Annotated in this window: 24 protein-coding genes; 12 read left to right on the top strand and 12 right to left on the bottom strand. The window is 60.2% G+C overall.

Translation table 11 applies throughout. From position 1 onward, the window contains the following. Positions 1–135: 135 nt before the first annotated feature. Positions 136–582: a response regulator gene (locus tag ACYZT3_RS27130; protein WP_282381373.1), complete on the bottom strand. Its 447-nt coding sequence runs from the start codon at positions 580–582 to the stop codon at positions 136–138. A 259-nt stretch (positions 583–841) separates the two neighbouring features. On the opposite strand from ACYZT3_RS27130, the gene ACYZT3_RS27135 reads away from it, so the two are divergent. From ACYZT3_RS27135 to ACYZT3_RS27175, 9 genes are all read left to right on the top strand, one after another. After that, positions 842–2,776: a putative nucleotidyltransferase substrate binding domain-containing protein gene (locus ACYZT3_RS27135; RefSeq protein ID WP_462031108.1), complete on the top strand. Its 1,935-nt coding sequence runs from the start codon at positions 842–844 to the stop codon at positions 2,774–2,776. Next, positions 2,773–3,480, top strand: a complete 708-nt coding sequence (locus ACYZT3_RS27140) for a 3'-5' exonuclease (protein WP_282381370.1) — start codon at positions 2,773–2,775, stop codon at positions 3,478–3,480. Before ACYZT3_RS27135 ends, ACYZT3_RS27140 begins: the two co-directional genes overlap by 4 nt. 237 nt (positions 3,481–3,717) lie before the next feature. Further along, a complete protein-coding gene (locus ACYZT3_RS27145; protein ID WP_462031109.1) occupies positions 3,718–4,236 on the top strand; it encodes an RNA polymerase sigma factor in 519 nt (172 codons plus the stop codon). Further along, positions 4,233–5,204 (top strand): FecR domain-containing protein, encoded by a 972-nt coding sequence (locus ACYZT3_RS27150; protein ID WP_282381365.1) that lies wholly within the window; start codon positions 4,233–4,235, stop codon positions 5,202–5,204. The genes ACYZT3_RS27145 and ACYZT3_RS27150 overlap by 4 nt, the downstream gene beginning before the upstream one ends. A 228-nt stretch (positions 5,205–5,432) precedes the next feature. Beyond that, positions 5,433–7,862, top strand: a complete 2,430-nt coding sequence (locus tag ACYZT3_RS27155) for a TonB-dependent siderophore receptor (RefSeq protein WP_462031110.1) — start codon at positions 5,433–5,435, stop codon at positions 7,860–7,862. A gap of 72 nt (positions 7,863–7,934) precedes the next feature. Beyond that, positions 7,935–9,065, top strand: a complete 1,131-nt coding sequence (locus ACYZT3_RS27160; protein ID WP_462031111.1) for a PepSY-associated TM helix domain-containing protein — start codon at positions 7,935–7,937, stop codon at positions 9,063–9,065. Further along, complete coding sequence (locus tag ACYZT3_RS27165) at positions 9,062–9,241, top strand: hypothetical protein (protein WP_462031112.1); 180 nt, start codon at positions 9,062–9,064, stop codon at positions 9,239–9,241. The genes ACYZT3_RS27160 and ACYZT3_RS27165 overlap by 4 nt, the downstream gene beginning before the upstream one ends. Before the next feature lie 287 nt (positions 9,242–9,528). Further along, positions 9,529–10,158, top strand: coding sequence for a glutathione S-transferase (locus ACYZT3_RS27170; RefSeq protein ID WP_462031113.1), 630 nt, complete (start codon positions 9,529–9,531; stop codon positions 10,156–10,158). Between the two features lie 314 nt (positions 10,159–10,472). After that, positions 10,473–11,468: an IS110 family RNA-guided transposase gene (locus tag ACYZT3_RS27175; protein WP_462031114.1), complete on the top strand. Its 996-nt coding sequence runs from the start codon at positions 10,473–10,475 to the stop codon at positions 11,466–11,468. Positions 11,469–11,618: 150 nt separating this feature from the next. On the opposite strand, the gene creD is transcribed toward ACYZT3_RS27175, so the two are convergent. The 5 genes from creD to ACYZT3_RS27200 all read right to left on the bottom strand — a co-directional run bounded on the left by creD (position 11,619) and on the right by ACYZT3_RS27200 (position 16,407). After that, positions 11,619–12,989, bottom strand: coding sequence for a cell envelope integrity protein CreD (creD, locus tag ACYZT3_RS27180; RefSeq protein ID WP_462031115.1), 1,371 nt, complete (start codon positions 12,987–12,989; stop codon positions 11,619–11,621). Between the two features lie 88 nt (positions 12,990–13,077). Then, positions 13,078–14,496 (bottom strand): two-component system sensor histidine kinase CreC, encoded by a 1,419-nt coding sequence (gene creC, locus ACYZT3_RS27185; protein WP_282380511.1) that lies wholly within the window; start codon positions 14,494–14,496, stop codon positions 13,078–13,080. After that, positions 14,496–15,176 carry a two-component system response regulator CreB gene (gene creB / locus ACYZT3_RS27190; protein WP_462031116.1) on the bottom strand — a complete coding sequence of 227 codons (681 nt, stop codon included), beginning with the start codon at positions 15,174–15,176 and terminating at the stop codon, positions 14,496–14,498. Before creB ends, creC begins: the two co-directional genes overlap by 1 nt. Before the next feature lie 74 nt (positions 15,177–15,250). Continuing rightward, positions 15,251–15,757 carry a retropepsin-like aspartic peptidase RloA2 gene (gene rloA2 / locus ACYZT3_RS27195; protein ID WP_282380515.1) on the bottom strand — a complete coding sequence of 169 codons (507 nt, stop codon included), beginning with the start codon at positions 15,755–15,757 and terminating at the stop codon, positions 15,251–15,253. Positions 15,758–15,855: 98 nt separating this feature from the next. Further along, a complete protein-coding gene (locus ACYZT3_RS27200; protein WP_282380517.1) occupies positions 15,856–16,407 on the bottom strand; it encodes a DUF2780 domain-containing protein in 552 nt (183 codons plus the stop codon). A gap of 215 nt (positions 16,408–16,622) precedes the next feature. Here ACYZT3_RS27200 and ACYZT3_RS27205 point away from each other — a divergent pair, with 215 nt between their 5' ends. The 3 genes from ACYZT3_RS27205 to ACYZT3_RS27215 are packed head-to-tail and all read left to right on the top strand — an operon-like array spanning position 16,623 to position 18,574. Next, positions 16,623–17,213, top strand: coding sequence for a fasciclin domain-containing protein (locus ACYZT3_RS27205; protein WP_462031117.1), 591 nt, complete (start codon positions 16,623–16,625; stop codon positions 17,211–17,213). Between the two features lie 54 nt (positions 17,214–17,267). Beyond that, positions 17,268–17,903, top strand: a complete 636-nt coding sequence (locus ACYZT3_RS27210) for an RNA polymerase sigma factor (protein WP_462031118.1) — start codon at positions 17,268–17,270, stop codon at positions 17,901–17,903. Further along, positions 17,900–18,574 (top strand): anti-sigma factor, encoded by a 675-nt coding sequence (locus tag ACYZT3_RS27215; RefSeq protein ID WP_282380522.1) that lies wholly within the window; start codon positions 17,900–17,902, stop codon positions 18,572–18,574. Before ACYZT3_RS27210 ends, ACYZT3_RS27215 begins: the two co-directional genes overlap by 4 nt. Before the next feature lie 55 nt (positions 18,575–18,629). On the opposite strand, the gene fdhA is transcribed toward ACYZT3_RS27215, so the two are convergent. The 6 genes from fdhA to ACYZT3_RS27245 all read right to left on the bottom strand — a co-directional run bounded on the left by fdhA (position 18,630) and on the right by ACYZT3_RS27245 (position 26,460). Continuing rightward, a complete protein-coding gene (gene fdhA / locus ACYZT3_RS27220) occupies positions 18,630–19,829 on the bottom strand; it encodes a formaldehyde dehydrogenase, glutathione-independent (protein WP_461966767.1) in 1,200 nt (399 codons plus the stop codon). A gap of 206 nt (positions 19,830–20,035) precedes the next feature. Continuing rightward, entirely contained in the window at positions 20,036–20,893 is an 858-nt protein-coding gene (purU, locus tag ACYZT3_RS27225; RefSeq protein WP_462031119.1) for a formyltetrahydrofolate deformylase, read from the bottom strand. Positions 20,894–21,084: 191 nt separating this feature from the next. Further along, positions 21,085–21,717, bottom strand: a complete 633-nt coding sequence (locus ACYZT3_RS27230; protein WP_282380528.1) for a sarcosine oxidase subunit gamma — start codon at positions 21,715–21,717, stop codon at positions 21,085–21,087. A gap of 134 nt (positions 21,718–21,851) precedes the next feature. Continuing rightward, the gene (locus ACYZT3_RS27235; RefSeq protein ID WP_462031120.1) at positions 21,852–24,869 is read right to left on the bottom strand and encodes a sarcosine oxidase subunit alpha; all 3,018 of its coding nucleotides are present in this window, start codon (positions 24,867–24,869) and stop codon (positions 21,852–21,854) included. Then, positions 24,866–25,195 (bottom strand): sarcosine oxidase subunit delta, encoded by a 330-nt coding sequence (locus tag ACYZT3_RS27240; RefSeq protein ID WP_131060659.1) that lies wholly within the window; start codon positions 25,193–25,195, stop codon positions 24,866–24,868. The genes ACYZT3_RS27235 and ACYZT3_RS27240 overlap by 4 nt, the downstream gene beginning before the upstream one ends. Before the next feature lie 14 nt (positions 25,196–25,209). After that, complete coding sequence (locus ACYZT3_RS27245; protein WP_038981138.1) at positions 25,210–26,460, bottom strand: sarcosine oxidase subunit beta; 1,251 nt, start codon at positions 26,458–26,460, stop codon at positions 25,210–25,212. Positions 26,461–26,474: the final 14 nt, after the last annotated feature.

Raw genomic sequence — 26,474 nt, forward strand, 5'->3', positions numbered from 1 at the left:
TTTTGTTTGTGGATTAGATCGTTCCCACGCTCTGCGTGGGAATGCCTCCACGGACGCTCCGCGTTCGGCACTGAATGGGACGCGGAGCGTCCCGGGCTGCATTCCCACGCAGAGCGTGGGAACGATCATCAGAACCTACACATCCATTCCCAACTCATGCTTGACCAGCGCCACCAGCTTGCCGGTATCGACAGGCTTGAGCAGGAAGTCGACCACGCTCAAATGCATCGCAGCGATCGCATCTTTCACGTCGGCGTCACCGGAAACAATGATGATCGGCATTGCCGCCCGAACCGACTCACGCACCTGGCGGATCAGGTCCAGGCCATCGACATTCCTCATCCGCAGATCCGTAATGACCAGACCGATCGATGGCGTCGTCTCCAACATCTTGAGTGCAGTTTCGCCACTGGCCGCCGTCATGCAGCGAATCCCGTCCAGCGCAAGAATCTCCGACAGCAACTCGCGTGCGTCTTTATCGTCGTCGACGATCAGTACCCGCTGCGGCGGCAGGTCAGGTTCCTGCATGACGGCACTCAGCGCCTCGCGCTCGGCGTCGCTCAAAATATCGTGGTCGGACATGGCTTTCTCTGCGTTTTCAATTCAATTGCCTATCACTTCCGTGTGACATCACCCAGCAGACCTTCAGGGTGCACTTCGTCGGAAAGTTTTCCTATAGCCAATGCAGGAGGTTTTTCCCACAGTTGCGTCAGACATTTCCCAAATACCGACAGCTTCATTGCCTACCTAGACTTACGTCCAATGGGCACCCTGCACGCAGGGGCCGACCATGTGTGAGTCATCCGACAACAACAATTCAAAAAAGACTGCGGTAATAGTTATGAGTAAAGCGGACGCCTTCACACAGGCAGGGAAAACCGCGGTGTTGCAGAACATCCAGGGCACTTTGCAATTCCTTCAGCGCTTCCCGCCCTTCAATCAAATGGAACACGCCCACCTGGCGTACCTGGTCGAGCAGTGTCAGCTGCGCTTTTATGCCCCCGGCGAGAGCATCATCAAGCCCGCCGACGGCCCGGTTGAACATTTCTACATCGTCAAACAAGGCCGGGTCGTGGGTGAACGTCCCCACACGGCCAAGGGCGGGACCGAAACCACCTTCGAAATCACCACCGGCGAGTGTTTTCCCCTCGCCGCGCTGCTGGGGGAGCGTGCAACCCGCACCGAACACCTCGCGGCCGAAGACACCTTTTGCCTACAGCTGAACAAGCTGGCGTTCATCAAATTGTTCGCACTTTCCAACGCGTTTCGCGACTTTTCCCTACGCGGCGTGAGCAGCCTGCTGGATCAGGTTAACCAGCAAGTCCAGCAAAAAGCCGTGGAAACCCTTGGCACCCAGTACTCGCTTAATACCCGACTGGGCGAATTGGCCATGCGCCACCCGGTGACCTGCAGCCCGACCACGCCGCTGCGTGAAGCCGTGACCCTGATGCACGAGCAGCAGGTCGGTAGCATCGTGGTCGTCGACGAACAGAAAGCGCCGCTGGGGATTTTCACCCTGCGCGACCTGCGCCATGTGGTGGCCGACGGCACTAACGACTTCAACGAAGCCATCGAACGGCACATGACCCAAGCGCCGTTTTTCCTGTCGCCGGACCACAGCGCCTTCGATGCGGCGATTGCCATGACCGAGCGGCACATCGCCCACGTCTGCCTGGTGAAGGATCATCGCCTGTGCGGCGTGGTCTCGGAACGTGACCTGTTTTCCCTGCAACGGGTCGACCTGGTGCATCTGGCGCGGACCCTCCGCAGCGCCCAGCGCGTAGAAAACCTGGTGGCGATGCGCGGCGAAATCGGCCAACTGGTGGAGCGCATGCTGGCCCACGGCGCCTCTTCAACCCAGATCACTCACATCATCACCCTGCTCAACGACCACACCGTGTGCCGGGTGATCGAACTGACCCTCGCCGAAAAAGGTGACCCCGGCATTCCGTTCAGCTGGCTGTGCTTTGGTAGCGAAGGTCGCCGCGAACAGACACTGCACACCGATCAGGACAACGGCATTCTGTTCGAAGCCCGGGACGCGGCCCATGCCGCCGAGATTCGCGGCAAGTTGTTGCCCATCGCCCAGCAGATCAACCAGAGCCTGGCGCTCTGCGGTTTCACCCTGTGCAAGGGCAACATCATGGCCGGCAACCCAGAGCTGTGTCTGTCCCGGGCCGAATGGTCGCGACGTTTTGCGGCGTTTATCCGCGAGGCAACGCCGGAGAACCTGCTGGGTTCGAGCATTTATTTCGACTTGCGGGTGGTCTGGGGCGACGAGCAAGGCTGCGAGCAGCTGCGTCAGGGCATTCTCGATCAGGTGAATGACAACCGACTGTTCCAACGGATGATGGCCGAGAACGCCCTGCGTAACCGTCCGCCCGTAGGACGTTTCCGTGAGTTCGTACTGGCTCGCAAGAATGGCGAGAAAGCCACCCTGGATTTGAAAATCCAGGGGCTTACACCGTTTGTGGACGGTGCCCGACTGCTCGCGTTGGCCCATGGGATCGAGGCAAACAATACGTTGGAGCGCTTTCGCCAACTGGTGGAAAAAGAAGTCATCGAACGGCTGGACGGTGCGGCGTACGAAGAGGCTTATCACTTCATCCAGCAAGCCCGCATGCAGCAACATCAGCTACAGACCCGGGAGAACTTGCCCTACTCCAACCGGGTCGACCCTGACAGCCTCAATCATCTGGATCGACGGATCCTGCGTGAATCCCTGCGCCAGGCACAACGCCTGCAAAGCAGCCTGGCCCTGCGGTATCAGCTATGAGCCTGTTTTCATGGCTGCGCCCGGCAGGTCCGAGCCTTCCCGGCGAACTTCAACAACGTCTGCAACGCTTGCCCTTGGCGGCAGAGCTTGGCGAATGCAGCCTGCGCGAACAGCGCTGGGTGGTACTCGACCTGGAAACCACCGGGTTGAACCTGAACAAGGATCGGGTGTTGTCCATCGGCGCGGTGGTGATCGAGGACGGCGCGATCGATTTCAGCCAGCAGTTCGAACGCACGTTGCGATGCGCCGACATGAAGTTGGCGCCCAGCGTGTTGATCCATGGCTTGGGGCCGAGCGCGATTGCCGCTGGCAGCGATCCGGCTCAGGCCTTGGTCGAGTTTATGGAGTTCGTCGGCGACAGCCCGGTGCTGGCGTTTCATGCGCCGTTCGATCAGCACATGCTCGGGCGCGCGCTGAAAGACCATCTGGGCTACAAGTTGCAGCATCCGTTTCTGGATGTAGCAGACATCGCGCCGCTGCTTTGCCCTCAGGCGCACATTCGCGATGCCGGGCTGGATGAGTGGATCGACTGGTTCAAACTGGAAGTGTTCGAGCGCCACAATGCCAGTGCCGATGCGTTGGCCACCGCTGAGCTGGCGTTGATTTTGTTCAGCCGGGCGCGGCAGTTGCAGATTCATAGCCCGTTGAATCTGCAGCAGCGGATGAATCAGTGGAAGCGGCGACAGCGAGCGCCTTCCTTTTAGATCCGCTGCGCCTGTTCCGGCCCCTTCGCGGGCAAGTCGGATCGCCGCACCGCTCGCTCCTACAGGATTTACGCAAGCTCTTTGTAGGAGCGAGGCTTGCCCGCGAAGAACGATGACGCGGTCCAACTGAACACTTCGTCAAAACCACCCGACCAGCGCCAATTGCTTACCTCCCCCGCCTCTGCCACAATCGCGAACAATTCTCGTTAGTTAACACTTCCCAATCGGTGATGCTGCGTGTCGTCAGTCCAAAGCCCTCAAAGTGAGCTCGTTGGTGCGTTATATCGCGACCATCGCGGTTGGCTATTGGCTTGGCTGCGACGCAACGTGGCCTGTCCGCAACGAGCCGAAGACCTGAGTCAGGACACTTTTGTGCGCTTGCTGGGGCGTGAAGAGCTGAAGGAACCACGCGAGCCACGCGCGTTTCTGGTGGCGATTGCCAAGGGTCTGCTGTTCGACTATTTCCGCCGCGCCGCGCTGGAGCAGGCCTACCTCACGGAACTGATGCTGATCCCTGAAGGTGAACAACCGTCAGTGGAGGAACAGCACATGACCCTCGAAGACCTCAAAGCCATCGACCGTCTGCTCGGCAAACTCTCAAGCAAGGCCCGGGCGGCGTTTCTCTATAACCGTCTCGACGGCCTCGGCCACTCAGAAATCGCCGAGCGTTTGGGTGTGTCAGTGCCGCGAGTTCGTCAGTACCTGGCTCAGGGCATTCGTCAGTGCTACAGCGCTTTGTACGGTGAGCCGGTATGAGTCCGGTCAGCTCCAAACCCGTCTCGGCGCAGGTGCTGGATGCCGCGATTGCCTGGCAATTGTCCCTGGACTCTGGCAACCCGGTGGAGCGCGAAGAATTCGCCAAATGGCATGCCGCCCACGAAGAACATGCGCGGGCATGGCGCCAACTGGGCATGCTCGACCAGCGCTTCAGCGTTGCCAGCGGCCCGGCACGCACCGCGTTACTGCAATCGCGGGAGAGTATCCGCCGTCGAGTGCGCAAACTCGGCAGCGGCGTGGCCAGCATCGTCGCGGTGATCGGGTTGGCGCTGTTCGCCGGTGATCGTTATCTGCCGATCGACTATTGGCTGGCCGACCAGCGCACCGCCACCGGTGAGCAACGCACCCTGCACCTGACCGACGGCACGCTGATCAACCTCAATACCCACAGTGCCGTGGACGTGCGTTTCGATGAAACGCAGCGACTAATCATCCTCCATGAAGGGGAAATCCTCGTCGAAACCGGCCATGGTGACGCCCGGCCGTTCATCGTCGAAACCCGCGAAGGCAGCCTGCGCGCACTGGGGACAAGGTTTCTGGTCAAGCGCGAAGAACAAGGTACGCGCTTGAGCGTGCTGAAATCGGCAGTGGCGGCTCATCCCGAGTCGAGTCCTGAAGAACAGGTTCTGCGTGAAGGCCAGCAAGTCCTGATGCGCAGCAATGGCCTCGGGCCGATCGTCGCGCTCAACCTCGGCGCCGATGCCTGGACCCGCGGCATGCTGGTGGTGGACAACACACGGCTGGAAGACCTGGTCCATGAACTCGGTCGCTATCGCCGCGGGCATTTGGGTGTTGCACCCGAGATTGCCGACCTGCGAATCACCGGCAGCTTCCCGCTGCATGACACCGACAAGGCGCTGAGCGCGCTGTTGCCGACCCTGCCGGTGCAGATCGAACAGCACACGCCGTGGTGGGTGACGGTCGTGGCGAAGACTGACCCCAAGTGATGTGATTGATCGTTCCCACGCTCCTGCGTGGGAATGCAGCCCGTGACGCTCCGCGTCACATGCCGTAGCGGACGCAGAGCGTCCATTGAGGCATTCCCACGCAGAGCGTGGGAACGATCTTTATAAAGACTTTACTGAATCGAAATTATTTTCAATCAGCCCTATCACTTTTGAATTCTCGTTCGGCACCTAGGCAATTGAGAAATATTTCCATTCAGGAGCCGCCTTATGTCCCGTTCGCTAGACACCTTGTTGCGCCCCAGTTTGCTGGCAATCGCCATTGCCCTTTGCGCCCCTCTGGCCAGCAGTCAGCTGATCGCCGCTGAACAGGCGTCCAGCGTTCGCGCCTACAACCTGCCGGCCGCGCCATTGGCCAGCACCCTGAACCAGATCGCCAGCCAGGCGGGCCTGGCGCTGTCGTTGAATCCTTCACTGGCGGCGGGCAAGACTTCGGCACCGGTCAAAGGCCAGTTCGACGCAGCTGGCGCCCTGCGTGAGGCCTTGCGCGGCACCGGTCTGCAACTGGAACAGAGCAGCGCTGGCACCTACAGCCTGGTGGCCGTGCCCGAAGGCGTGATGGCCCTGCCGGAAACCGCCGTCATTGGCGTTGAAAACACTGAAAGTGCCTGGGGCCCGGTGGAGGGTTATTTGGCCACCCGCACCGCCGCCGGTACCAAGACCGATACCGCGCTGGTCGAAGCGCCGCGCTCGATTTCGGTCGCCACCCGCGAGCAAATGGACGACCGCAGCGTGCATAGCCTCGATGACGCGGTGCGCTACATGCCCGGCATCACCGCCAGCAGCTACGGCAGCGACACCCGCACCGACTGGTTACGCGTGCGCGGTTTCGAGCCGACTCAATTCCTCGATGGCCTGCCGCTACCAAAAGGCGTGTACGCCAACCCGAAACAGGAAACCTGGAACCTGGACCGCCTCGCCCTGCTGCGCGGCCCGGCCTCGTCGGTTTACGGCCAGACCCCGCCAGGCGGCTTGCTCGACATGGTCAGCCGGCGCCCCAGCGCCGAGTCGAGCAATGAAATCCAGGTGCAATATGGCAGTGACAACCATCGCCAGATCAACTTCGCCAGCACCGGCAAGATCGACGACGAAGGCCAGTTCCTCTACGGTCTGAGCGGTGTGGTGCGCGACAGCGGCACGCAGATCGACCACGTCGACAACAAGCGCTACAACATTGCGCCGAGCCTGACCTGGAACATCGACGAAGACACCCGGTTCACCCTGCTCACGCAGTTCACCCGTGACGATACCGGCATCACCAGCCAGTTCTTGCCGGTGCAGGGCACCAAGATCCATTCGCCCCTCGGCAAGATCTCCCACCACAAGAATCTGGGCGACCCGGACTGGGAGTTCTACGACCGCACCTACTACGCGCTGGGCTACGCCTTTGAACATCGTTTGAACGATGTCTGGCAGTTCAAGCAGAACCTGCGTTACACAAAATCGGACCTGTCCTTCCAGGCCCTCACCCCCGGCGCCTATCCGTTCACCCAAGTCGATGCCGAGGGCAATGTGGGTCGTTCGAGCACCAGTGTCGACGAGGACATCAGTCAGTTCGCCGTGGACAACAACTTTCAGGGCGACTTCGCGACCGGCGACCTCCGTCACACCCTGTTGATCGGCCTCGATCACCAACGCACCAACACCCACTACACCTCGATCTTCGGCGACGGTCTGACCACCAACGTCAACAACCCGATCTATGGCCAGCCCATCGTTCGTCCGCCACGCTCGGCGGCGTTCTACGATTACGACCAGAAGACCTACCAAACCGGTCTGTACATCCAGGACCAGATGGCCCTCGACCAATGGCGCCTGACGTTGGGAGGTCGTGAAGACTGGGTTCACACCAGCACCCAGTTCTTCAACAAGGGCGACGCCACCAACACCGAACGGGACAAGCACTTCAGCGGCAACGCGGCGATCAGCTATGTGTTCGACTCAGGCTTCGTGCCCTACTTGTCCTACGCCGAGTCGTTCCAGCCGACCAGCAAAGCCACGGCATCACCGACCGATTCGTTCAAGCCGACTGAAGGCAAGCAATGGGAACTGGGCATCAAGTACCAACCGCCTGGCAGCAGCACCCTGCTGACCGCTGCGGTCTACGACCTGACCCAGAAAAACGTCTCCGTCACCACGACCAACTCGAACAACGTTTCGATCACCAGCCAGACCGGTGAAGTGAAAGTCAAAGGTCTGGAACTGGAAGCCGTCTCCGACGTGACCGAGAACCTCAAGGTCATCGCAGCTTACACACTGGCCAAATCCGAAGTGCAGAAAGGCGACTTCAAAGGCAATCGCCTGCAACTGATGCCCAACCAACAGGCTTCGCTGTGGACCGATTACACCTGGCACAACGGCGTGCTGGACGGTTTCGGCATTGGCGCCGGCGCTCGTTACACCGGCAATACCTACGGTGACCAGGGCAATACTTCGCTGGGCAAGGCTGACGCCCACACCGTGTTCGACGCCGCTGTTCATTACGACCTGGGCCGTCTCGACAACAGCCTGAAAGGCGCGTCCCTGGCACTGAACGCCACCAACCTGTTCGACAAGGACTACATCTCCACCTGTGACAGCTTTTATTGCTACTACGGCGACCAACGCAGCGTCGTCGCCAGTGCAACTTACTCGTGGTAATCGCCTGACCTGACACGCCCAAGACCCGAGCCGTCCGAAATGGACGGCTTTGGTCTTTCTGAAGGCCAAGAAATGAAAAGTAAAACAATTCGCCGCTGGTCCTTCGTCCACACCTGGACCAGCCTGATCTGCACGGTCTTTCTGCTGTTGCTGGCGCTGACCGGCTTGCCGTTGATCTTCCACCACGAAATCGACCATCTGCTGGGCGATGCCGCTGAATTGAAGGCAATGCCGGCGAACACCCCGCCGCTGAATTTGCAGCAGTTGGTGCAGGCGGCTGAACAGCATCGTCCCGGCGAAGTCATGCAGTATTTCGGCTTTAACGAAGATGAGCCCAACGCCGCGATTACGATCATGGCGGCCACCGCCGGCACTGAACCGAACTCGTCTCACACTTTCATGCTCGACGCCCGCACCGGTGAAGCGCTGGAGATGCCGTCAGCCAACGGCGGTTTCATGATGATCATGTTGCGCTTGCACGTGGACATGTTCGCCGGTCTGCCGGGCAAGCTGCTGCTGGCATTCATGGGCATTCTGTTCGTGGTGGCGATTGTGTCCGGGACGGTGCTGTATCTGCCGTTCATGCGCCGTTTGAAATTCGCCACCGTGCGCCAGAACAAATCCACCCGCCTGCGCTGGCTCGACCTGCACAACTTGATCGGCGTGGTGACCTTGACCTGGGCCTTGGTGGTCGGCGTCACCGGCGTTATCAGCGCCTGCGCCGACCTGTTGATCGCGGCGTGGCGCAACGACAGTCTGAGCGCGATGATCGCACCGTACCGCGACGCGCCGCCGCTGATACAACTGGCGCCCGCGACCCGTTTGCTCGACATCGCCAAGGACGTCGCACCGGGCATGCAGCCGGACTTTATCGCCTTCCCCGGCACACGATTCTCCAGCGAACATCATTACGCGGTGTTCATGAAAGGCAGCACTCACCTGACCTCGCACCTGCTGACACCGGTGCTGATCGACGCCAGCACCCTGCAAGTCACCGCCGTGGCCGAACGGCCGTGGTACATGGACGCCATGGGCATGTCACAACCGCTGCACTTCGGTGATTACGGCGGCATGCCGATGAAGATCCTTTGGGCGACCCTGGATGGGCTGACCATTATCGTCCTCGGCAGCGGGGTTTACCTGTGGGTGGTGCGGCGCAAGGCTGCAAAACCTTTGCTCGAGAACGCGGAGCGTCCAGCATGAGGCCGAGGCAGTCGAATTTCTGGAAGGTCTTCTCCACCCCCTCGGTTATCGCCCTGCTCAGCGTTGCGGGGCTGTTCGCCGCATTGCTGGGCGATGGCGTGTGGGATGCCTTGAGCTGGCTTGGCCTGGGTGTTCCCGCAATCCTCGCCCTGCGCGGTCTCTTGCAACGTCGCTGATCCAAATCGATTGGCGGACTCCTGTAGCAGCTGCCGAGCAGCGCGAGGCTGCGTCCGGCTGCGCAGCAGTCGTGAATCCCGCGACCGAGTTGTTTCAGACAAATCGCGTTCGCCGGGCTGCGGCCGCTCCGCAGCCGAACGCAGCCTCGCGCTGCTCGGCAGCTGCTACAGAGCCGCAGATCACTGGAGTCACACGACGACATCCGCTTTGGGTTCGACGCCAACTGCTTGAGCTCCCGGACCAACGCGCTATGCTGCCCAGCACTGCCCTAGACCGAGACGCTGCCATGTCCGCCCCCAGCATGACCCTGTTCCACAACCCTTTGTCGCCCTTCGTTCGCAAAGTCATGGTGCTGTTGCACGAAACCGGTCAACAGGACCGCGTGGCGCTGCAAACCAGCGTGCTCACGCCGGTCAGCCCGGACCTTACCCTCAACGAAGACAACCCGCTGGGTAAAATCCCGGCCCTGCGCCTGGCCGATGGCAACGTCATCCATGACAGCCGGGTGATCCTCGATTACCTCGATCACCAGCACGTCGGCAACCCGCTGATACCGCGCGACGGCTCGGCCCGCTGGCGGCGCCTGACCCTGGCCTCTCTGGCCGACGGGATCATGGACGCTGCGGTGCTGATTCGTTATGAAGTCGCACTGCGTGCCCCGGAAAAACACTGGGACGAGTGGCTTGATGGCCAACGCGACAAGATTCGTCGTGGCCTGGCAGTGCTGGAAGCCGACGCGATTGCCGAGCTGACCAGCCATTTCGATGTGGCGGCAATCAGTGTGGCGTGTGCTTTGGGCTACCTGGATTTGCGCCATCCTGATCTGGAATGGCGCACGGCGAATCCGAAGCTGGCCGAGTGGTTTTTCGAGGTGAGCCAGCGGGCTTCGATGCTGGCGACGATGCCGAAGGTTTAATTTTTTGCGGTGACGATGCGGCCGCCTTCGCGGGCAAGCCTCGCTCCTTGTATGTTGACCCTGATTCCAACGAGAGAGGTTACGCTCAAGGATTCATACAACAGCAAGTGCGTTTCTGGGGGAGGCCGATCGCTCCTAAAGGCAGGATTTGCTCCTGACCTTGTCTGTAGAGAGGCCCCCCCGCCTCATTGCCCACCACGAAGAGTATCGAGAAGCCGACAAGTCGGACTTCGCATTACAAGGTTGCAGTGGCATGAAGTTCGAGGTCGGGGGAACCGGAAGCAATCTTACCTAAAGTCAGGGAAGTGAAAAGCATGAATACTCATGTCGGCATAGACATTGGTGCCAAAACGTCTGCCATGGGATGGCGGCAGAACGGCAAAACAGTCGGCCAGTGGGACATTCAGCACACGCCCAAGGGTCGTAAGGCCGCGGTGAATAAGATGATGGGCCTCAAACCGCTGAGCGTGGTCATGGAGGCCACCGGTATTTACTACCTGGATCTTGCGTTGGAGTTGCATGCCGCGGGCTTACCGGTCTCGGTGATCAACCCAAAAAGCTTCCACAACTTTGCCAAGTTGATGTTGCAAAACAGCAAGACTGACCAGATCGATGCGCAGTTGCTGGCTGAATATGGCGAGCGCATGGCACCCAGGCTTTGGGTCCCGCCTACGGCGGATCAAATGATGCTGCGTGCGATTGGCCGTCATATCAATCGACTGATTGGCCATCGGACCAGAGCCAAGAACGAATTGCATGCGCTACAAGCGACAGATACGAGTATTGAGTTGCTAATCGCAGATGAGAAAGACGCGATTGCAGCGCTGGACACACGGATTGATCGTTTGAAGAAAGCCGCACTTGATGCCATCGCCAAGTGCCCGAACCTGACCTTGCAGTTTCGCTGCATGATGGCGGCACCCGGCGTGGGAGAGGCTTCAGCGATTGCTGCACTGGCTGAGTTGACGACGCTACCTGTAACGCTCAAATCGGCACAGGTGAGCCGTTATGCGGGGCTGGACGTGAGATTGACCCAGTCAGGAACAAGTGTGAACCGCCCTGGCCGAATGTCGAAATGTGGCAACGCCTACTTACGCGCAGCGATGTTCATGCCGGCAATGACGGCAATCCGTTGCGATGAGAACGTGAAAGCCTTCTACGAAGCTCTGGTGGCCCGGGGCAAGAAGAAAATGCAAGCCATCGGAGCAGTGATGCGCAAGTACCTGACGGGTTTATGGGCTTGCATGCGCTCCGGCGAAGAATTTGATACGGCCAAGCTTTTTAGCGAAAAACATCTCGCGAAAGCTTGACCGTGAACAGAGTATCTACAGGTCTAGGTGATCTGTAGGAGCGAGGCTTGCCCGCGAAGGGATCGCCCCAATCCGGAGAAAACAAATTAGCTATCCGCATCGCCAGTAATTCGCCCTCTCGCTGATCCTCGCGCAACCCCAACGACCGGCTCATTCCACCGCTCCAATATCAAACGCCAGCGGCTGGGCCGACTTCTGCCCAATCCCATACCAGTCCAGCTTGCGGGTCAGCACCATGAACACGCCCAGCAAACCGAACAACAGCAGCGACCCCATCAACAACGCGTAATCCTCTGCACTCAGCAAGCCGTAGAGCAAGCCGTACAACGCCGCCAATCCCGCCGAAAAACTCAAGCCGTGACGTACGCTGCGCAACACATGGCAGACATAAAAGCCGATCAACAACACACAGCCGCTTGCCGACAACAGGTACGCCAGGGTAAAGCCGATGTGTTCGGACAGCGACAGCAACAGCAGATAGAAAAACGCCAAGGCCACGCCCACCAGAGCGTATTGCACTGGGTGTACCGCGAGGCTTTTCAGCACTTCGAAGAGGAAGAAACCAGCGAAGGTCAGGACGATAAACAGCAACGCGTATTTGATGGCCCGATCGCTTTTCAGGTACTGATCCACCGGGTCGATGAAGCTCACCCCGAAACTACGGCCGGTGTAGGCTTCGCAACCGCCGCCGGACACGCAGCTGCTCAAGGCCTCTTGAAGGTTGGTCGAGAAAAACGAGGTCTGCCAATGGGCAGTGAAGCCCTGATCGCTGACTTCACGTTGGGCCGGCAGGTAATTGCCGATGAAGCTCGGATGCGGCCAATTGGCGGCCAGCGAAACCTTGCTGGTCTTGCCCACCGGCAGGATCTGTAACTGACCAGTGCCTTGCAGACGCAGGTCGAAACCGAAGGCCAGTTCCGTGGTTTGTTTCGCGTTGAGCGCCGGCAGGGTGACATGCACGCCCTCCCCCAACCAGCCCACCTGGCTACCGGGGACGAAGTCGAGTTTCTGGCCATTGAGCTCGAGTTTCAGGGCATTTTCGATGCCGCGAATGTCGCTGATCCCGACCGCCAAAAACGGCTGGTCGAACTGGTAATCGACGAAGTCGTCCTTGATACCCAATTGAGCCGGTACCGAAAAATGCCCACTGATGCGGTTGTCCGCATGAAACAGACGCGCCTCATAAATGCCTCTAGCACGCAGTTCGGTCTGGACCTTGCCGTCGAGTTCGAAGCGCTCCGGGAGGAAATACAAACGGCCGCGTTCTTCACCCACTTCCTGGTAACGCTGGTTGGTTTTCTCGTTGAGCTTCCAGGTGCGCACCACTTTGCGATACGGCACCACCATCAACGGCCCGCTCAGTTGCTGGCTGTAGCTGGAACTGCGGGCGATGTCTTCGAGGACACCGTCGCGCAGTTGCTGACGGTCCTGGATGATGCCGTTGATCATCAGGAGCGGGATCAGCAACAACAGAATCAGAAGGGCAATTGCCCCGAGTTTTAGGGTCAGGCTGCGGTTCATGGGACTCTCCCTGTTTGGATGGGGAGAGTCTGGGATGGGCGTGTGGGGAATTTATGGGAGAACTGTGGAGAGTGTGTGGAGACTGGCGCTAAGGCAGGTGCAACATGACCTCTACACCACCATCGACGTTACCGATGCTCATCACGCCACCATGCAGCTTCACCACTTCCTCAACAAAGTTAAGCCCCAACCCCGTGCTCTTGCGCCCGCTGTCCGGTCGCGGCAATGAGTAAAACCGCTCACTCAACCTCGGCAGCGCATAGTCGGGAATCGCTTCCGCCTGGTTAAACAGTCTGAACTCGATCTGCTCCCCAATGCGCTCGGCACTGAATCGCAGCAAGCCATGAGTCGGAGTGAAATCCAAAGCATTTTCCAGCAGATTCCCCAGCGCCTGACGCAACAGAAACGGTTCGCCGAGCAGGTTCAAATCCGCCGCAATCCGTTGTTCCACGCGCAACTGCTTGCCTTCGATGCGCGCCGCCTGAGCGCTCAGCCATTCATCTACCAACTTCGCCAGCGGCACCGCCACCCGCTCCTCCAATCCTTGGCGCTGTTCAACTTGAGCCAGGTTCAACAGCCGCTCGATCAACTGCTGCATCCGCACACTTTCGCTGTCGATATTGCTGACAAAGCGCTGCCGCTGGGCCAGCGGTATCTCGCCTTGCAGCAACTCCGCCGCGCCGCGAATCGCCGCCAGCGGGCTTTTCAGTTCGTGGGTCAATGTATGTACGTAACGCTCGACGTAGGCTTTGCCTTCGAGTTGCGTACGCATCTGCTCAACCGCCGTCGCCAGTTGTTCCAGTTCGCCGCCACGATAGTGCGGAACCTCGACCCTGCGGCCCTCACTCACCGCTTGGGCGTACACCGTCAACCGCCGTAAAGCAGCGCTCAACCACCAGGACAACAACGCGCCGAACAGCAGACCAAGGCCGATCAGCCCGGCCCCCCAGGCGAGTAATCGCCGTTCAGTGCGATCAACGTAAGGCTGCAACGAGCTGTTGGGTTTGGCGACGGTGACCACGCCGATGATCTGGCCGTTGTCGCGAATCGGGGCACCGACGTGCATCACCGAGGCGTTCGGATCGCTCGGATCGCTGCGGCTGGAACGCGCGCCATATTCGCCACGCAGGGTCAGTAAAACGTCGTTCCAGCGCGAGTAGTCCTGGCCCACCGCGACGCCACTGGAATCCAGAACGACAATGCCCTTGGCATCGGTGACGTAGATGCGGTGGTTGACCTGGTTCTTCGGCAATCCCCAGATGCTCGCCTTCGGTTGCCGTTCGCCATAGGCCTTGAGCAGTTCGGGCCAGCGGTTCTGATTCAGGGTACCGGCCTTGAAGTCGTCGCGCAGGATTTCGGCCATCAGGTTAGCGGTGTCGACCAGCGTTTCTTCGGTGGACTGGCGCACGCCGGGACGGATTTCTTCCATCACGGTGTTCAGCACAAAGTAGCCGGTCAGGCCGATAAACAGCACGTAGACCAGAAAAATCCGGATCCCCAGCGGCATCAGCTACGCCCCGGGCTGTAGCTGTAACCGAGGCCGCGATGGGTCTGGATGGGTTCCGCGTCGGCCTTTACCCGGCGCAGTTTGGCGCGCACGCTTTTGATGTGGCTGTCGATACTGCGTTCGTAACCGGCATCAGCGGCGACCCCCAGCGCGTCGAGCAATTGCTCGCGGCTGAAGACGCGTTCGGGTTGGTCCAGCAGGCAGTGCAGCAGGCGGAACTCATGGCGCGTCAGGGTTAGTGGCTGACCGCGATAGTTGATCTGCACCCGCTCGCTGTCGATGCGAAACAGTGCCGATGACACCTCGGCCGCCGCTCGCGGCGCCATGCGTTTGAGAATCGCCCGGACCCGCGCCGCCACCTCTCGTGGGCTGAACGGCTTGACCACATAATCGTCGGCACCGATTTCCAGGCCCACAACGCGATCGATTTCCGCATCACGGGCGCTGAGGAAGATCACCGGCACTTCGCTGAAACGCCGCAATTGCTTGCAGGTCTCGAAGCCGCTGATATCCGGCAGACCAATGTCGAGAATGATCAGGTCGGCCGGGGTCTGGCGCTGATGCGCAAGCGCCGCCGCGCCAAGGCTCAACCAGGTGGTGGTGAAGCCCTCGCCCTGCAACGCGAACGTCAGGGTGTCAGCAATTGCCACTTCGTCTTCGACAATCAGGATATGAGGCATGGCGTCCGAGCCCGGCAGTTAAGTGGGCGAACGGTGCCCCAAGGCTCACGTCACGTCAATGAGCGCCCTTGAAATCAGCAGTCGGGTTTGTCCGCCGTAAAGCGCCGCGCCGGGTTCACCGCCGCGCCGAATTCACGCAAGGCTTTGGCACCGATCAACAAAGGGTAGTTAAAGCTGCTGCGGTCGGTGAGATTGACCTCCACCGTGCGTTTAACGTTGCCCAGGCACAATTCCAGATCGACTACCGGACGTTTGGTGGGTGCGCTGTCGTCCTTCTCATCCTCGTCTTCTTCGGAGCGGGTCTTGATCTTGCTGATCCGCGCGACTTTGTGTTCGTAGACTTTGTTGCTCGCGTCTTTGGTGCCGAGGCGGAAGCGCACCCACTCGTCGCCATCGCGGGTGAAGGTTTCGATGTCTTTGGCCGACAGCGACGCCGTCAGGGCACCGGTGTCCATTTTGGCCTTGAGGACTTCGCCGCCGATTTCCGGCAGTGCGATGTATTCGTAGCGCCCGTACAGGGTCGGCTCAGCGGCCAGGACCGGCAGGGCCACGAGGGAAAGCAGTGCAAGGAGGGATTTCACGTATTGGGCTTCCTTGAGAAGTGGACAACGGGATTTTAGACCGTTGTTGAGTTGATCGTTCCCACAAGGTTAACGATCCCAAGGTGAAACATTCGTCGTCAACTACCGGTGCCTGCGCCCCAGATCCCGCCCAGGTTTGCCAGCAGCGAACCGCCGACACCCTGCTGACCGAAAAATTGCAGAAGCACAGGGGCAAACAGGCCGATCATGCCAGTGTCCATGCCCAATGCGCTGAAGGCACTGTTCAGGTCGTTGGTGTTGTTCACGTTGCCCAAGACGTTGTTCAGACCTGCCGCTGTACCGGACGAGCCAAGCAAGCCGCTGAGGACGCCCAGTTCACCGCCACCCGACAGTAAGTCGATTCCGGGCACGCTTTTGGACAACTCCGAGTAGTCGGTCGAACTCAATTGATTCTTCGCCAGACCGAGCATCGCCCCGGCACCGCCAATGGCTTGTTGTGGCGTCACGTTCAATTGGCTGAGCGCACTCAGCAGACCGGCCGTCTGCGAGGTCGGCGCGGCTGCGGTGGCGTCATCGCCCTGCGTGCCGGAGATGGCATTGGCCGCATCGAACAGGCTGAACTGAGCAAAGACCGGGCTGGCCGCCAGACACATCAGCGAAGCCAGTACAAAACTGCGTGAAATCTTCATCCAGACATCCTCAAGTGCCATGAAAACCACCCGGCAATGGGCGGCGAAAAACTGTGTGTTTGACTGGCACCCCAGGGGATTGTTCCCAGCCTTGGCGAGCCCCAGACGAACAGTCAAAAAAGAATTTACCGGCGCTGCATCCACTCTGGCCCCGCCCGCGTATATCAAGCACGGACAGACATTCCTGACCGATTCCCTGCACGAGGATCATCACCATGAAACGCACTTCGATCAAAACGCCATTGATTGCCAGCCTGCTGACCCTGGCCTTGGGCGGCGGGGTCGCCCTGAACACCGTGCAAGCGGCAGACACGAACCATGCTGTCATCGTCGGCGGCCAGAGCATGCTGCCGAGCAAAGACATCATCGATAACGCGGTGAACTCCGCCGACCACACCACCCTGGTCGCCGCCGTGAAAGCCGCTGGCCTGGTGGAAACCCTCAAGGGCAAAGGCCCGTTCACCGTGTTCGCCCCGGTTAACTCAGCCTTCGCCGCCCTGCCCGCCGGCACTGTCGACACCCTGCTCAAACCCGCCAACAAGGCGACCCTGACTCACGTCCTCACCTACCACGTCGTCGCCGGGAAACTCGACATGATGACCCTGGCCGAGAAGATCAAGGCCGGTGGCGGCAAAGCCGAACTGACCACCGTCGCGGGCGGCAAGCTTTGGGCGATGATGAACGGCCCGCACAACATCACGATCAAGGATGAAAAAGGTGACGTCGCCGACATCACCACCTATGACGTGTACCAGTCCAACGGCGTGATTCAGGTCATCGACAAAGTGTTGATGCCGAAAAGCTGAGGGCTGCCGCCGACCCTGTCCATCGGGGTCGGCGGTTTTGCGAGGTGGCCACCCGTGAATGGAACAACCGCGCACCGTGAACTAACCTCTGCCTGCAACCGGCACCTCACGCAGCCCACCTCGATTGCCTGGAGAACTGCTATTCCCACCGTCGACGCCGATCAGCTCAGGCAGCTTCTGGCCCAGTGTTCACTGGGCGACCGCCGCGCTTTCGAGACGCTTTACCGCAGCGTCGGCCCTCGGCTGCATGGCGTAGCGCTGCGGTTCATGGGGCGGCCGGACCTGGCTGAAGAAGTGCTGCAGGAAAGCTTCGTGCGCATCTGGAACAATGCTTCGCGCTATGAGGCGCATCTGTCGGCACCGCTGACCTGGATGATCAACATCACCCGTCATCAGGCCATCGATCAGTTGCGCAAGCACCGCGACCGTCCGTTGACCGACCTTGAAGAACAGGCGCTGGAGGATGAAAGTCCTTCGGCCCACGAACAGCTCAGCAGTGCCCGTGAGGCCCGCGCCTTGAACCGGTGCCTGGAAAGCCTTGAAGGCATGCAGCGTCAATCGATCACCGTGGCTTACTTTCAGGGGTTGTCGTGTTCCGAACTGGCCGAACATTTGGCCGCGCCACTGGGCTCGGTGAAATCCTCGATCCGCCGCGGTATGGAGCGCCTGCGCAGGTGCCTTGAATCATGAACTATCAAACCCCGACCCTGCGCCGCGCCCTCGCCGCCGATTACGCTATTGGCTTGATGCCTTCTGCCGCTCGTCGGCGTTTTGAACAGTTGCTGCTGGCAGACACAGCGCTTCGCGCGGAACTGGCGCAGTGGCAGGAAAGCCTCGCGAGCCTGACCGAAGCCCTGCCGGAGCAACCGGTGCCGGATCGGGTGTGGCAGGGAATTACGGCGCGGATTGAGCCGCAAGTGTTGCATATGCCGGAGAAACGTCCGTTCTGGAGCTGGATGCGAGTGACGGCGGCGGTTTGCTCGCTGGTAATCGCCGTCACCTTGGGCCTGCTCTACAACCGCGACAGTGCGCGTTACAGCGCCACGCTGCTGACTGCCGACGCGCAGCCTGCGCTGAAGGTTGAAGCGCATGAGGATTATTTGAACGTCGAGCCGTTGACGCTGGCAGCGGTTGATCCGGGGCGCAGTCTGGAGTTGTGGGCGATTCCGGCGGATGGCAAGCCGATTTCACTTGGGGTGATTCCGACGGGCGGTAAGGGCCGCGTAGCGCTGAGCGATGTGCAGAAGGTGTTGATCGGCAAACCGATTGGATTGGCGGTGAGTCTTGAGCCGAAGGGGGGGTCGCCGACTGGGCAACCGACTGGGCCAGTTCTATATCAAGGCGCGTTGGCAGCCCTTTAATGACCGAACAAAAAAACGGCGACCCGAAGGTCGCCGTTTTGCATTGCCTGAAGCCTTACGCCGCACTGAACAACTTGTGCGGATCAATCACAAACTTCTTCGGTACGCCCGCATCAAACTCGCCATAACCACGTGGCGCATCATCGAGGCTAATGACCTCCACACCCACGATGTCGGCAATATGAATGCGGTCCCACATGATCGCCTGCATCAGCTGGCGGTTGTACTTCATCACTGGCGTCTGGCCGGTGTGGAAGCTGTGGGATTTGGCCCAGCCCAGACCGAAGCGGATGCTCAGGCTGCCCATTTTTGCGGCTGCATCGACTGCACCTGGATCTTCGGTCACGTACAGGCCAGGAATGCCGATTTTGCCGGCCACGCGAACCACGCCCATCAGCGAGTTGAGTACGGTTGCCGGAGCTTCGTGTTTCACACCGTCATGGCCGTGACCGCGGGCTTCGAAACCCACCGCATCGACGGCGCAATCCACTTCTGGCTCGCCCAACAGCGCAGCGATTTGTTCGTGCAGAGGGGTGTCTGTCGACAGGTCGGCGATTTCGAAACCCTGAGCCTTGGCGTGAGCCAGGCGGATCGGGTTGACGTCACCGATGATCACCACCGCAGCGCCCAGCAGGCGAGCGGAAGCGGCAGCCGCCAGACCGACCGGGCCGGCACCGGCGATGTACACGGTGCTGCCTGGACCAACGCCGGCCGTCACTGCGCCGTGGTAACCGGTCGGCAGGATGTCGGAGAGGCAGGTCAGGTCACGGATTTTTTCCATGGCCTTATCACGGTCAGGGAGTTTCAGCAGGTTGAAATCGGCATACGGCACCAAGGCGTATTCAGCCTGGCCACCGGTCCAGTCGCCCATGTCGACATAACCGTAGGCACCGCCGGGACGCGCCGGGTTAACGCTCAGGCACACACCAGTGTGCATTTCCTTGCAGGAACGGCAGCGCCCGCAAGCGACGTTGAACGGCACCGACACCAGGTCGCCGATCTGCAGGTTTTCGACGTCGCGGCCCTTCTCGATCACTTCACCGGTGATCTCGTGACCCAGTACCAGGCCGGTTTGAGCAGTAGTACGGCCACGCACCATGTGCTGATCCGAACCACAGATGTTGGTAGAGACTACGCGCAGGATGACAGCGTGTTCGATCTTCCTGCCGCGCGGGTCCTGCATTTTGGGATAGTCGATTTTCTGTACTTCGACCTGGCCATTGCCGAGATACACGACACCACGATTACCAGACATGCTTTCACCTCGCTGTTGTTTTTATGTAGCGGTCGCGTCGCCATGGATCGGCGGCGCGTTGATTGCTCGGGTTATTGCCTGTGTCTTTTTGCGTTGTTTGTCAGGGCCTCTTCGCGGGCAAGCCTCGCTCCTACAGGATTGAGGTTGTCTACATTTCCGCGATCGACCTCAATCCTGTAGGAGCGAGGCTTGCCCGCGAAAGCGATCTAGAGAACGACGGTGCGATTGGCGTTGAGGAACACTCGTCTTTCGATGTGATAACCAACAGCCCGGGCCAGGGTCAGCCCTTCGATATCCCGCCCCTTGGCGATCAGGTCTTCGGGGTAATGACTGTGGTCCACGGCCTCTACGCCCTGGGCGATGATCGGGCCTTCGTCCAGGTCGTTGTTGATGTAATGCGCCGTGGCGCCGACCAGTTTCACGCCCTTGTTGTAAGCCTGGTGATAGGGCTTGGCGCCCTTGAAACCCGGCAGCAGGGAGTGATGGATGTTGATCGCCTTGCCGTCGAGTTTGCGGCACAGCTCTGGCGACAGGACTTGCATGTAACGGGCAAGGATCACCAGTTCGGCGCCCGACTCTTCAATCACCTGCCAGACCTGACGCTCCTGCGACGGTTTGTCGTTCGGGTCCAACGGGAAGTGGTAGTACGGAATCTGATGCCAATCCGCCAACGGTTTGAGGTCCGGGTGGTTGGACACCACGGCGGCCACATCCATGGACAACTGGCCGATGCGCTGGCGGTAGAGCAAGTCGTTGAGGCAGTGATCGGCTTTGGACACCATGATCACCACTTTTGGCCGGTAGTTCGGCGCAGTCAGTTCGAAGATCATGCCGAAGGCTTGGCCACGCTCTCCCAGGCCTGCGCGGAAGGCTTGTTCGTCGAAGCCGTCGGGCTGGCGGAATTCCACACGAATGAAGAAACGGCCCGAGAGCCGGTCGTCGAAGGAATGGTGCTCGGTGACGTAGCAGCCCTGCTCGAACAAAAAGCGGGTCACCGCGTCCACGGTGCCGAGAACGCTTGGGCAGTCGGCGGTCAGAATCCATGTGTCTGGGGCGCGGCTCATAGTGCGGTGACTCCTGTTCGAAAGTGCAGCAACGCCGCTTTTGTAGCAGCTGCCGAAGGCTGCGTTCGGCGGCGCAGCCGTCGTAAAATCTGAATCCCGTGTCAACCTGATCGGACGCTACCGCAGGTTTCACGACGACTTCGTCGCCGAACGCAGCCTACGGCAGCTGCTACAGGGTTCTCGACTACTCATCAAGCCTGGACGCTAAGCCCGAACTCGGCAGAAGCATCCTGCAACCACAACCACCAATAATCCGAGAAGCTGCGACGAATCAGCAGTTCCCAGGTGTCTTCGGCGGTGTGGCGGATGACCAGTTGCGACTTGGCGAACACGGTGCCCACAGCCTTGCCCACCGGGAAGCTGTTGGGGTGCACGTCGTAGCTGGTGGACTTCATCAGCACCTGGCGCACGTTCGGGCCGCTCAGCTCGAGGATCTGCTGGCCGCCGCTGACGTTGGTGATCGCGATGTGCAAGTCACCCAGCGCTTCGCGCAGTTTTTGCTCGGCGGCGAATTCTTCACCGGTCGGCACGATCAGCAGCCATTCATCCGGCCCCATCCATTGCAGGCTGGTTTCGCCTTTGACGACGACGGTCAGCGCACCCGGCAATTCGATGCCGAGGGCCTTGTGCACGCCAGCGGCGAAGGCGGCATCGTGGCCATTGCCACGAATGGTCAGGTGGCCGAGGAGTTTTTTCTCACGCACGATCACGCCGGCGCTTTTTCGGCCCTTGCCCACCAGGCTGGCGAGGTCGGCATGATGCAGCGACGACTCGGCCTTGGCCCCAGTGGTTGGGCGTTGTTGGTAAACATTGGCTGCGGTCATAAAGCACCTGTCCTGAATTCTTGCATTTCACCTGTGGGAGCGAGGCTTGCCCGCGAAGGGAGCCACGCGGTCTGGCTGATGCACCGCGTTATCGTTCTTCGCGGGCAAGCCTCGCTCCTACAGGGGCTGTGGTGTCAGACGTTCTGGCGATCGCCTTTCGGATCGAAGAACACCGAAGAAACGATTTCCGCCTCGATCACGCTGCCATCCGCCAGCGGTGCGAACACGCGCTCACCGATGCGCTTCAAGCCGCCCTTCACCACACCCATGGCAAACGAATAGCCGAGGGAGTTGTGCAGGTAGCTGGACGTCACGTGGCCGACCATCGTCATCGGAATCGCTTGCTTGGTGTTGAACACCAGTTGCGCGCCTTCCGGCAGCCATTTGGTCGGATCGATCGGCTTCAGGCCGACCAACTGTTTGCGCTGATCACGCACGCAGTCTTCACGGTTCATGCCACGCTGGCCGATCCATGAGAACGGTTTAGTGCGACCGACGCACCAGCCCATGTTCAGGTCGTCCGGAGTCATCGAGCTGTCAGTGTCCTGACCGACGATGATGAAGCCCTTTTCGGCTCGCAGAACGTGCATGGTTTCAGTGCCATATGGCGTCAGGTTGTACTGCTTGCCAGCATCAACAATTTTTTCCAGAACGCCCATCGCATAGTCGGCTTGCACGTTGACTTCGTACGACAGTTCACCGGTAAACGAAATCCGGAACACCCGCGCCGGCACACCGCCGACCAGGCCTTCTTTCCAGGTCATGAACGGGAACGCTTCGTTGGTCAGGTCGATGTCGGTAACTTGGCTGAGCAGCTTGCGGCTGTTCGGCCCGGACAGGGTCATGGTTGCCCAGTGATCCGTCACGGAAGTGAAGTACACCTTCAGGTCTGGCCATTCGGTCTGGTGGTAGATTTCCAGCCATTGCAGCACGCGTGCAGCGCCGCCGGTGGTGGTGGTCATCACGAAGTGGTTGTCGGCGAGACAGGCAGTTACGCCGTCGTCGAAGACCATGCCGTCTTCTTTGCACATCAGGCCGTAGCGAGCCTTGCCCACATCGAGCTTGGTCCAGGCGTTGGTGTAGATGCGGTTGAGGAACTCGCGTGAGTCCGGGCCCTGGATGTCGATCTTGCCCAGGGTCGAAGCGTCCAGCAGGCCGACGCTGTCGCGCACGGCTTTGCATTCGCGTTTCACGGCGGTATGCAGGTCTTCACCGTTTTTCGGGAAGTACCAAGGACGTTTCCACTGACCGACGTCTTCGAACTCGGCGCCGTTCTTCACGTGCCAGTGATGCAGCGCGGTGAAACGCACCGGCTCGAAGATGTGCCCACAGTGACGGCCGGCCACGGCGCCGAAGGTGACCGGTGTGTAGTTCGGACGGAACATGGTGGTGCCCATCTGCGGGATGGTCACGTTCAGCGAACGGGCGGCGATGGCCAGACCGTTGACGTTGCCGAGTTTGCCCTGGTCAGTACCGAAGCCCAGTGCGGTGTAGCGTTTGACGTGTTCGACCGACTCGAAGCCTTCGCGGGTTGCCAGTTCGATGGCGGCTGCGGTGACGTCGTTTTGCAGGTCGACGAATTGCTTCGGCGCACGTGCGGTGTTCTTTTCATGCGGCACCTGAAACAGCGCCAAAGTAGGCTCTTCCAGACGACTCAGGGCTTTCGGCAAGGTGCCTTCGACCACGCTGAAACCGGCTTCGCTGGCTGCGCGAGCGCCGCCTTCAAAGCCATCGGCCAGGGAATCACCGAGCCCGTAGACGCCGTTGATGCCACCGACGCACACGCGTTTCTGCGGTGCTTCGCCCGGTACGAAACCGAGGATGTCTTCACGCCAGGTCGGCTTGCCGCCCAAGTGCGAAGCCAAGTGGACCACCGGGCTGTAACCGCCGGAAGTCGCAACCAAGTCGCAATCAAGCCATTCGCCAGGACTGGTCACCGCGTGAGCTTTGACATCGATCGCGGCAACGCGAGCAGCGGTCACGTGCTTGCTGCCACGGGTTTCGATTACAGCGCTACCGGTCAGGATGCGGATGCCTTTGGCGCGTGCTTCTTCCACCAGCGCACCGCGCGGATTGCTGCGGGCATCGGCGATGGCCACGACTTGCAGGCTGGCGTCGAGCCAGTCCAGAGCAACGCGGTAGGCGTGATCGTTGTTGGTGCTCAGGACAAGCTTCTTGCCTGGTGCCACGCCGTAGCGACGCACGTAAGTCGACACAGCGCCAGCGAGCATGTTGCCCGGCACGTCGTTGTTGCCGTAAACCAGTGGACGCTCGCAAGCGCCGGTCGCCAGCACCACACGCTTGGCGCGAACACGGTGGATGCGCTGACGCACCTGGCCAATCGGTGCGCGGTCGCCGAGGTGATCGGTGAGACGCTCGTGAATGGTCAGGAAGTTATGGTCGTGGTAGCCGTTAACCGTGGCACGCGGCAACAGCAGCACGTCCGGGGTGTCTTTGAGTTCAGCGATGACGCTGGCGACCCATTCGGAAGCAGGCTTGCCGTCGAGGCTTTCGCGGGAATCGAGCAGGCTGCCGCCGAACTCTTCCTGTTCATCGGCGAGGATGACGCGAGCACCGCTGCGAGCTGCTGCCAGTGCAGCGGCCAGGCCAGCAGGACCACCGCCGACGATCAGCACGTCGCAGTGCTGGTTCATGTAGTCGTAGGTGTCCGGATCGTTCTCGGTCGGCGAGCGGCCAAGACCGGCTGCCTTACGAATGTACTTTTCGTAAGTCATCCAGAACGATTGCGGGTACATGAAGGTTTTGTAGTAGAAGCCCGGCGGCATCAGCTTGCCGCCGACCTTGCCGAGAATCCCCATCATGTCGTTGTTCACGCTCGGCCAGCCGTTGGTGCTGGTGGCGACCAAACCTTGATACAGCGCTTGTTGCGTGGCGCGTACGTTCGGGATCTGCGTGGCTTCGGTCGCGCCGATCTGCAGCACGGCGTTCGGCTCTTCAGCACCGGCGGCAAAGATGCCGCGCGGACGGGAGTACTTGAAGCTGCGGCCGATGATGTCGACGCCGTTGGCCAGCAGTGCAGCGGCCAGCGAATCGCCTTCAAAGCCTTTGTAGGTCTGGCCGTTGAAGGTGAAGCTCAGCACTTTGTTGCGGTCGATCCGTCCGCCGTTGGACAGGCGATTGATCTGGCTCATACCTTCTCTCCCAGAGCCGTCGTGGCCGCTTTCGGGCTATCGGTCTTGTCGGTGAACTGCGGCTTGGCGCCGATCTTGTAGGTTTCGAGAATCTCGTAGGTCACGGTGTCACGGGTGGCGTTGAAGTACTGACGGCAACCGGCGACGTGATCCCACAGTTCGTGGTGCAGACCGCGAGGGTTATCGCGGAAGAACATGTAGTCGCCCCACTCCTCGTCGGTGCAAGTAGTTGGGTCCAGTGGGCGCGGGATATGCGCCTGGCCGGAGGCGTGGAATTCCTCTTCGGAGCGCAGCTCGCCGCAGTGAGGACAGAAGATATGCAACATGGGGATTTCTCCTGTTAGTGGGCAACCGCAGCAGCGCCGTGTTCATCGATCAACGCACCGTTGTGGAAACGGTCGATGGAGAAAGGTGCAGCCAATGGGTGCATTTCACCCTTGGCCAAACTCGCGGCAAAGACGTTGCCCGAGCCAGGTGTTGCCTTGAAGCCACCGGTACCCCAACCGCAGTTGAAGAACATGTTCGGTACAGGTGTTTTCGAAATGATCGGGCACGCATCCGGCGTGGTATCGACGATGCCGCCCCACTGACGGTTCATGCGTACGCGGGACAAGACCGGGAACATCTCGACGATGGCCTGAACGGTGTGCTCGATCACCGGGTACGAACCACGCTGGCCGTAGCCGTTGTAGCCGTCGATGCCGGCGCCGATCACCAGGTCGCCCTTGTCGGACTGGCTGATGTAACCGTGTACGGCGTTGGACATGATCACGCTGTCGATAATCGGTTTGATCGGCTCGGACACCAGCGCTTGCAGCGGATGGGATTCGATCGGCAGACGGAAACCGGCAAGTTTGGCCATGTGCCCGGAGTTACCGGCGGTCACGACACCGACGCGTTTGGCGCCGATGAAGCCTTTGTTGGTTTCAACGCCGATGCACACGCCATTTTCCTTACGGAAACCGATCACTTCGGTCTGTTGAATCAAATCCACGCCCAAGGCGTCGGCGGCACGGGCAAAGCCCCACGCCACGGCATCGTGACGGGCCACGCCGCCGCGACGCTGGACGGTTGCGCCCATCACCGGGTAGCGCGTGTTCTTCGAGCAGTCGAGGTACGGAATCTCGTCGGCCACTTGTTTGGCGTCGAGCAGTTCACCGTCCACGCCGTTGAGGCGGTTGGCGCTGACCCGACGCTCGGAATCACGAATGTCCTGCAGGGTGTGGCACAGGTTGTAAACGCCGCGCTGGGAGAACATCACGTTGTAGTTCAGGTCCTGGGACAGGCCTTCCCACAATTTCATCGCGTGTTCGTACAGGTGCGCCGACTCATCCCACAGGTAGTTGGAGCGAACGATGGTGGTGTTGCGCGCGGTGTTACCGCCGCCCAGCCAGCCTTTCTCGACCACGGCCACGTTGGTGATGCCGTGCTCTTTGGCCAGGTAGTAGGCGGTCGCCAGACCATGCCCGCCACCGCCGACGATGACCACGTCATAGACCTTTTTAGGGGTCGGCGTGCGCCACATTTTCTGCCAGTTTTCGTGATGGCTGAGGGAGTGTTTGAAGAGGCCGAAGCCCGAGTAGCGTTGCATAGTCATTTACTCCA

The sequence above is a fragment of the Pseudomonas sp. MDT1-16 genome, from assembly GCF_054898115.1.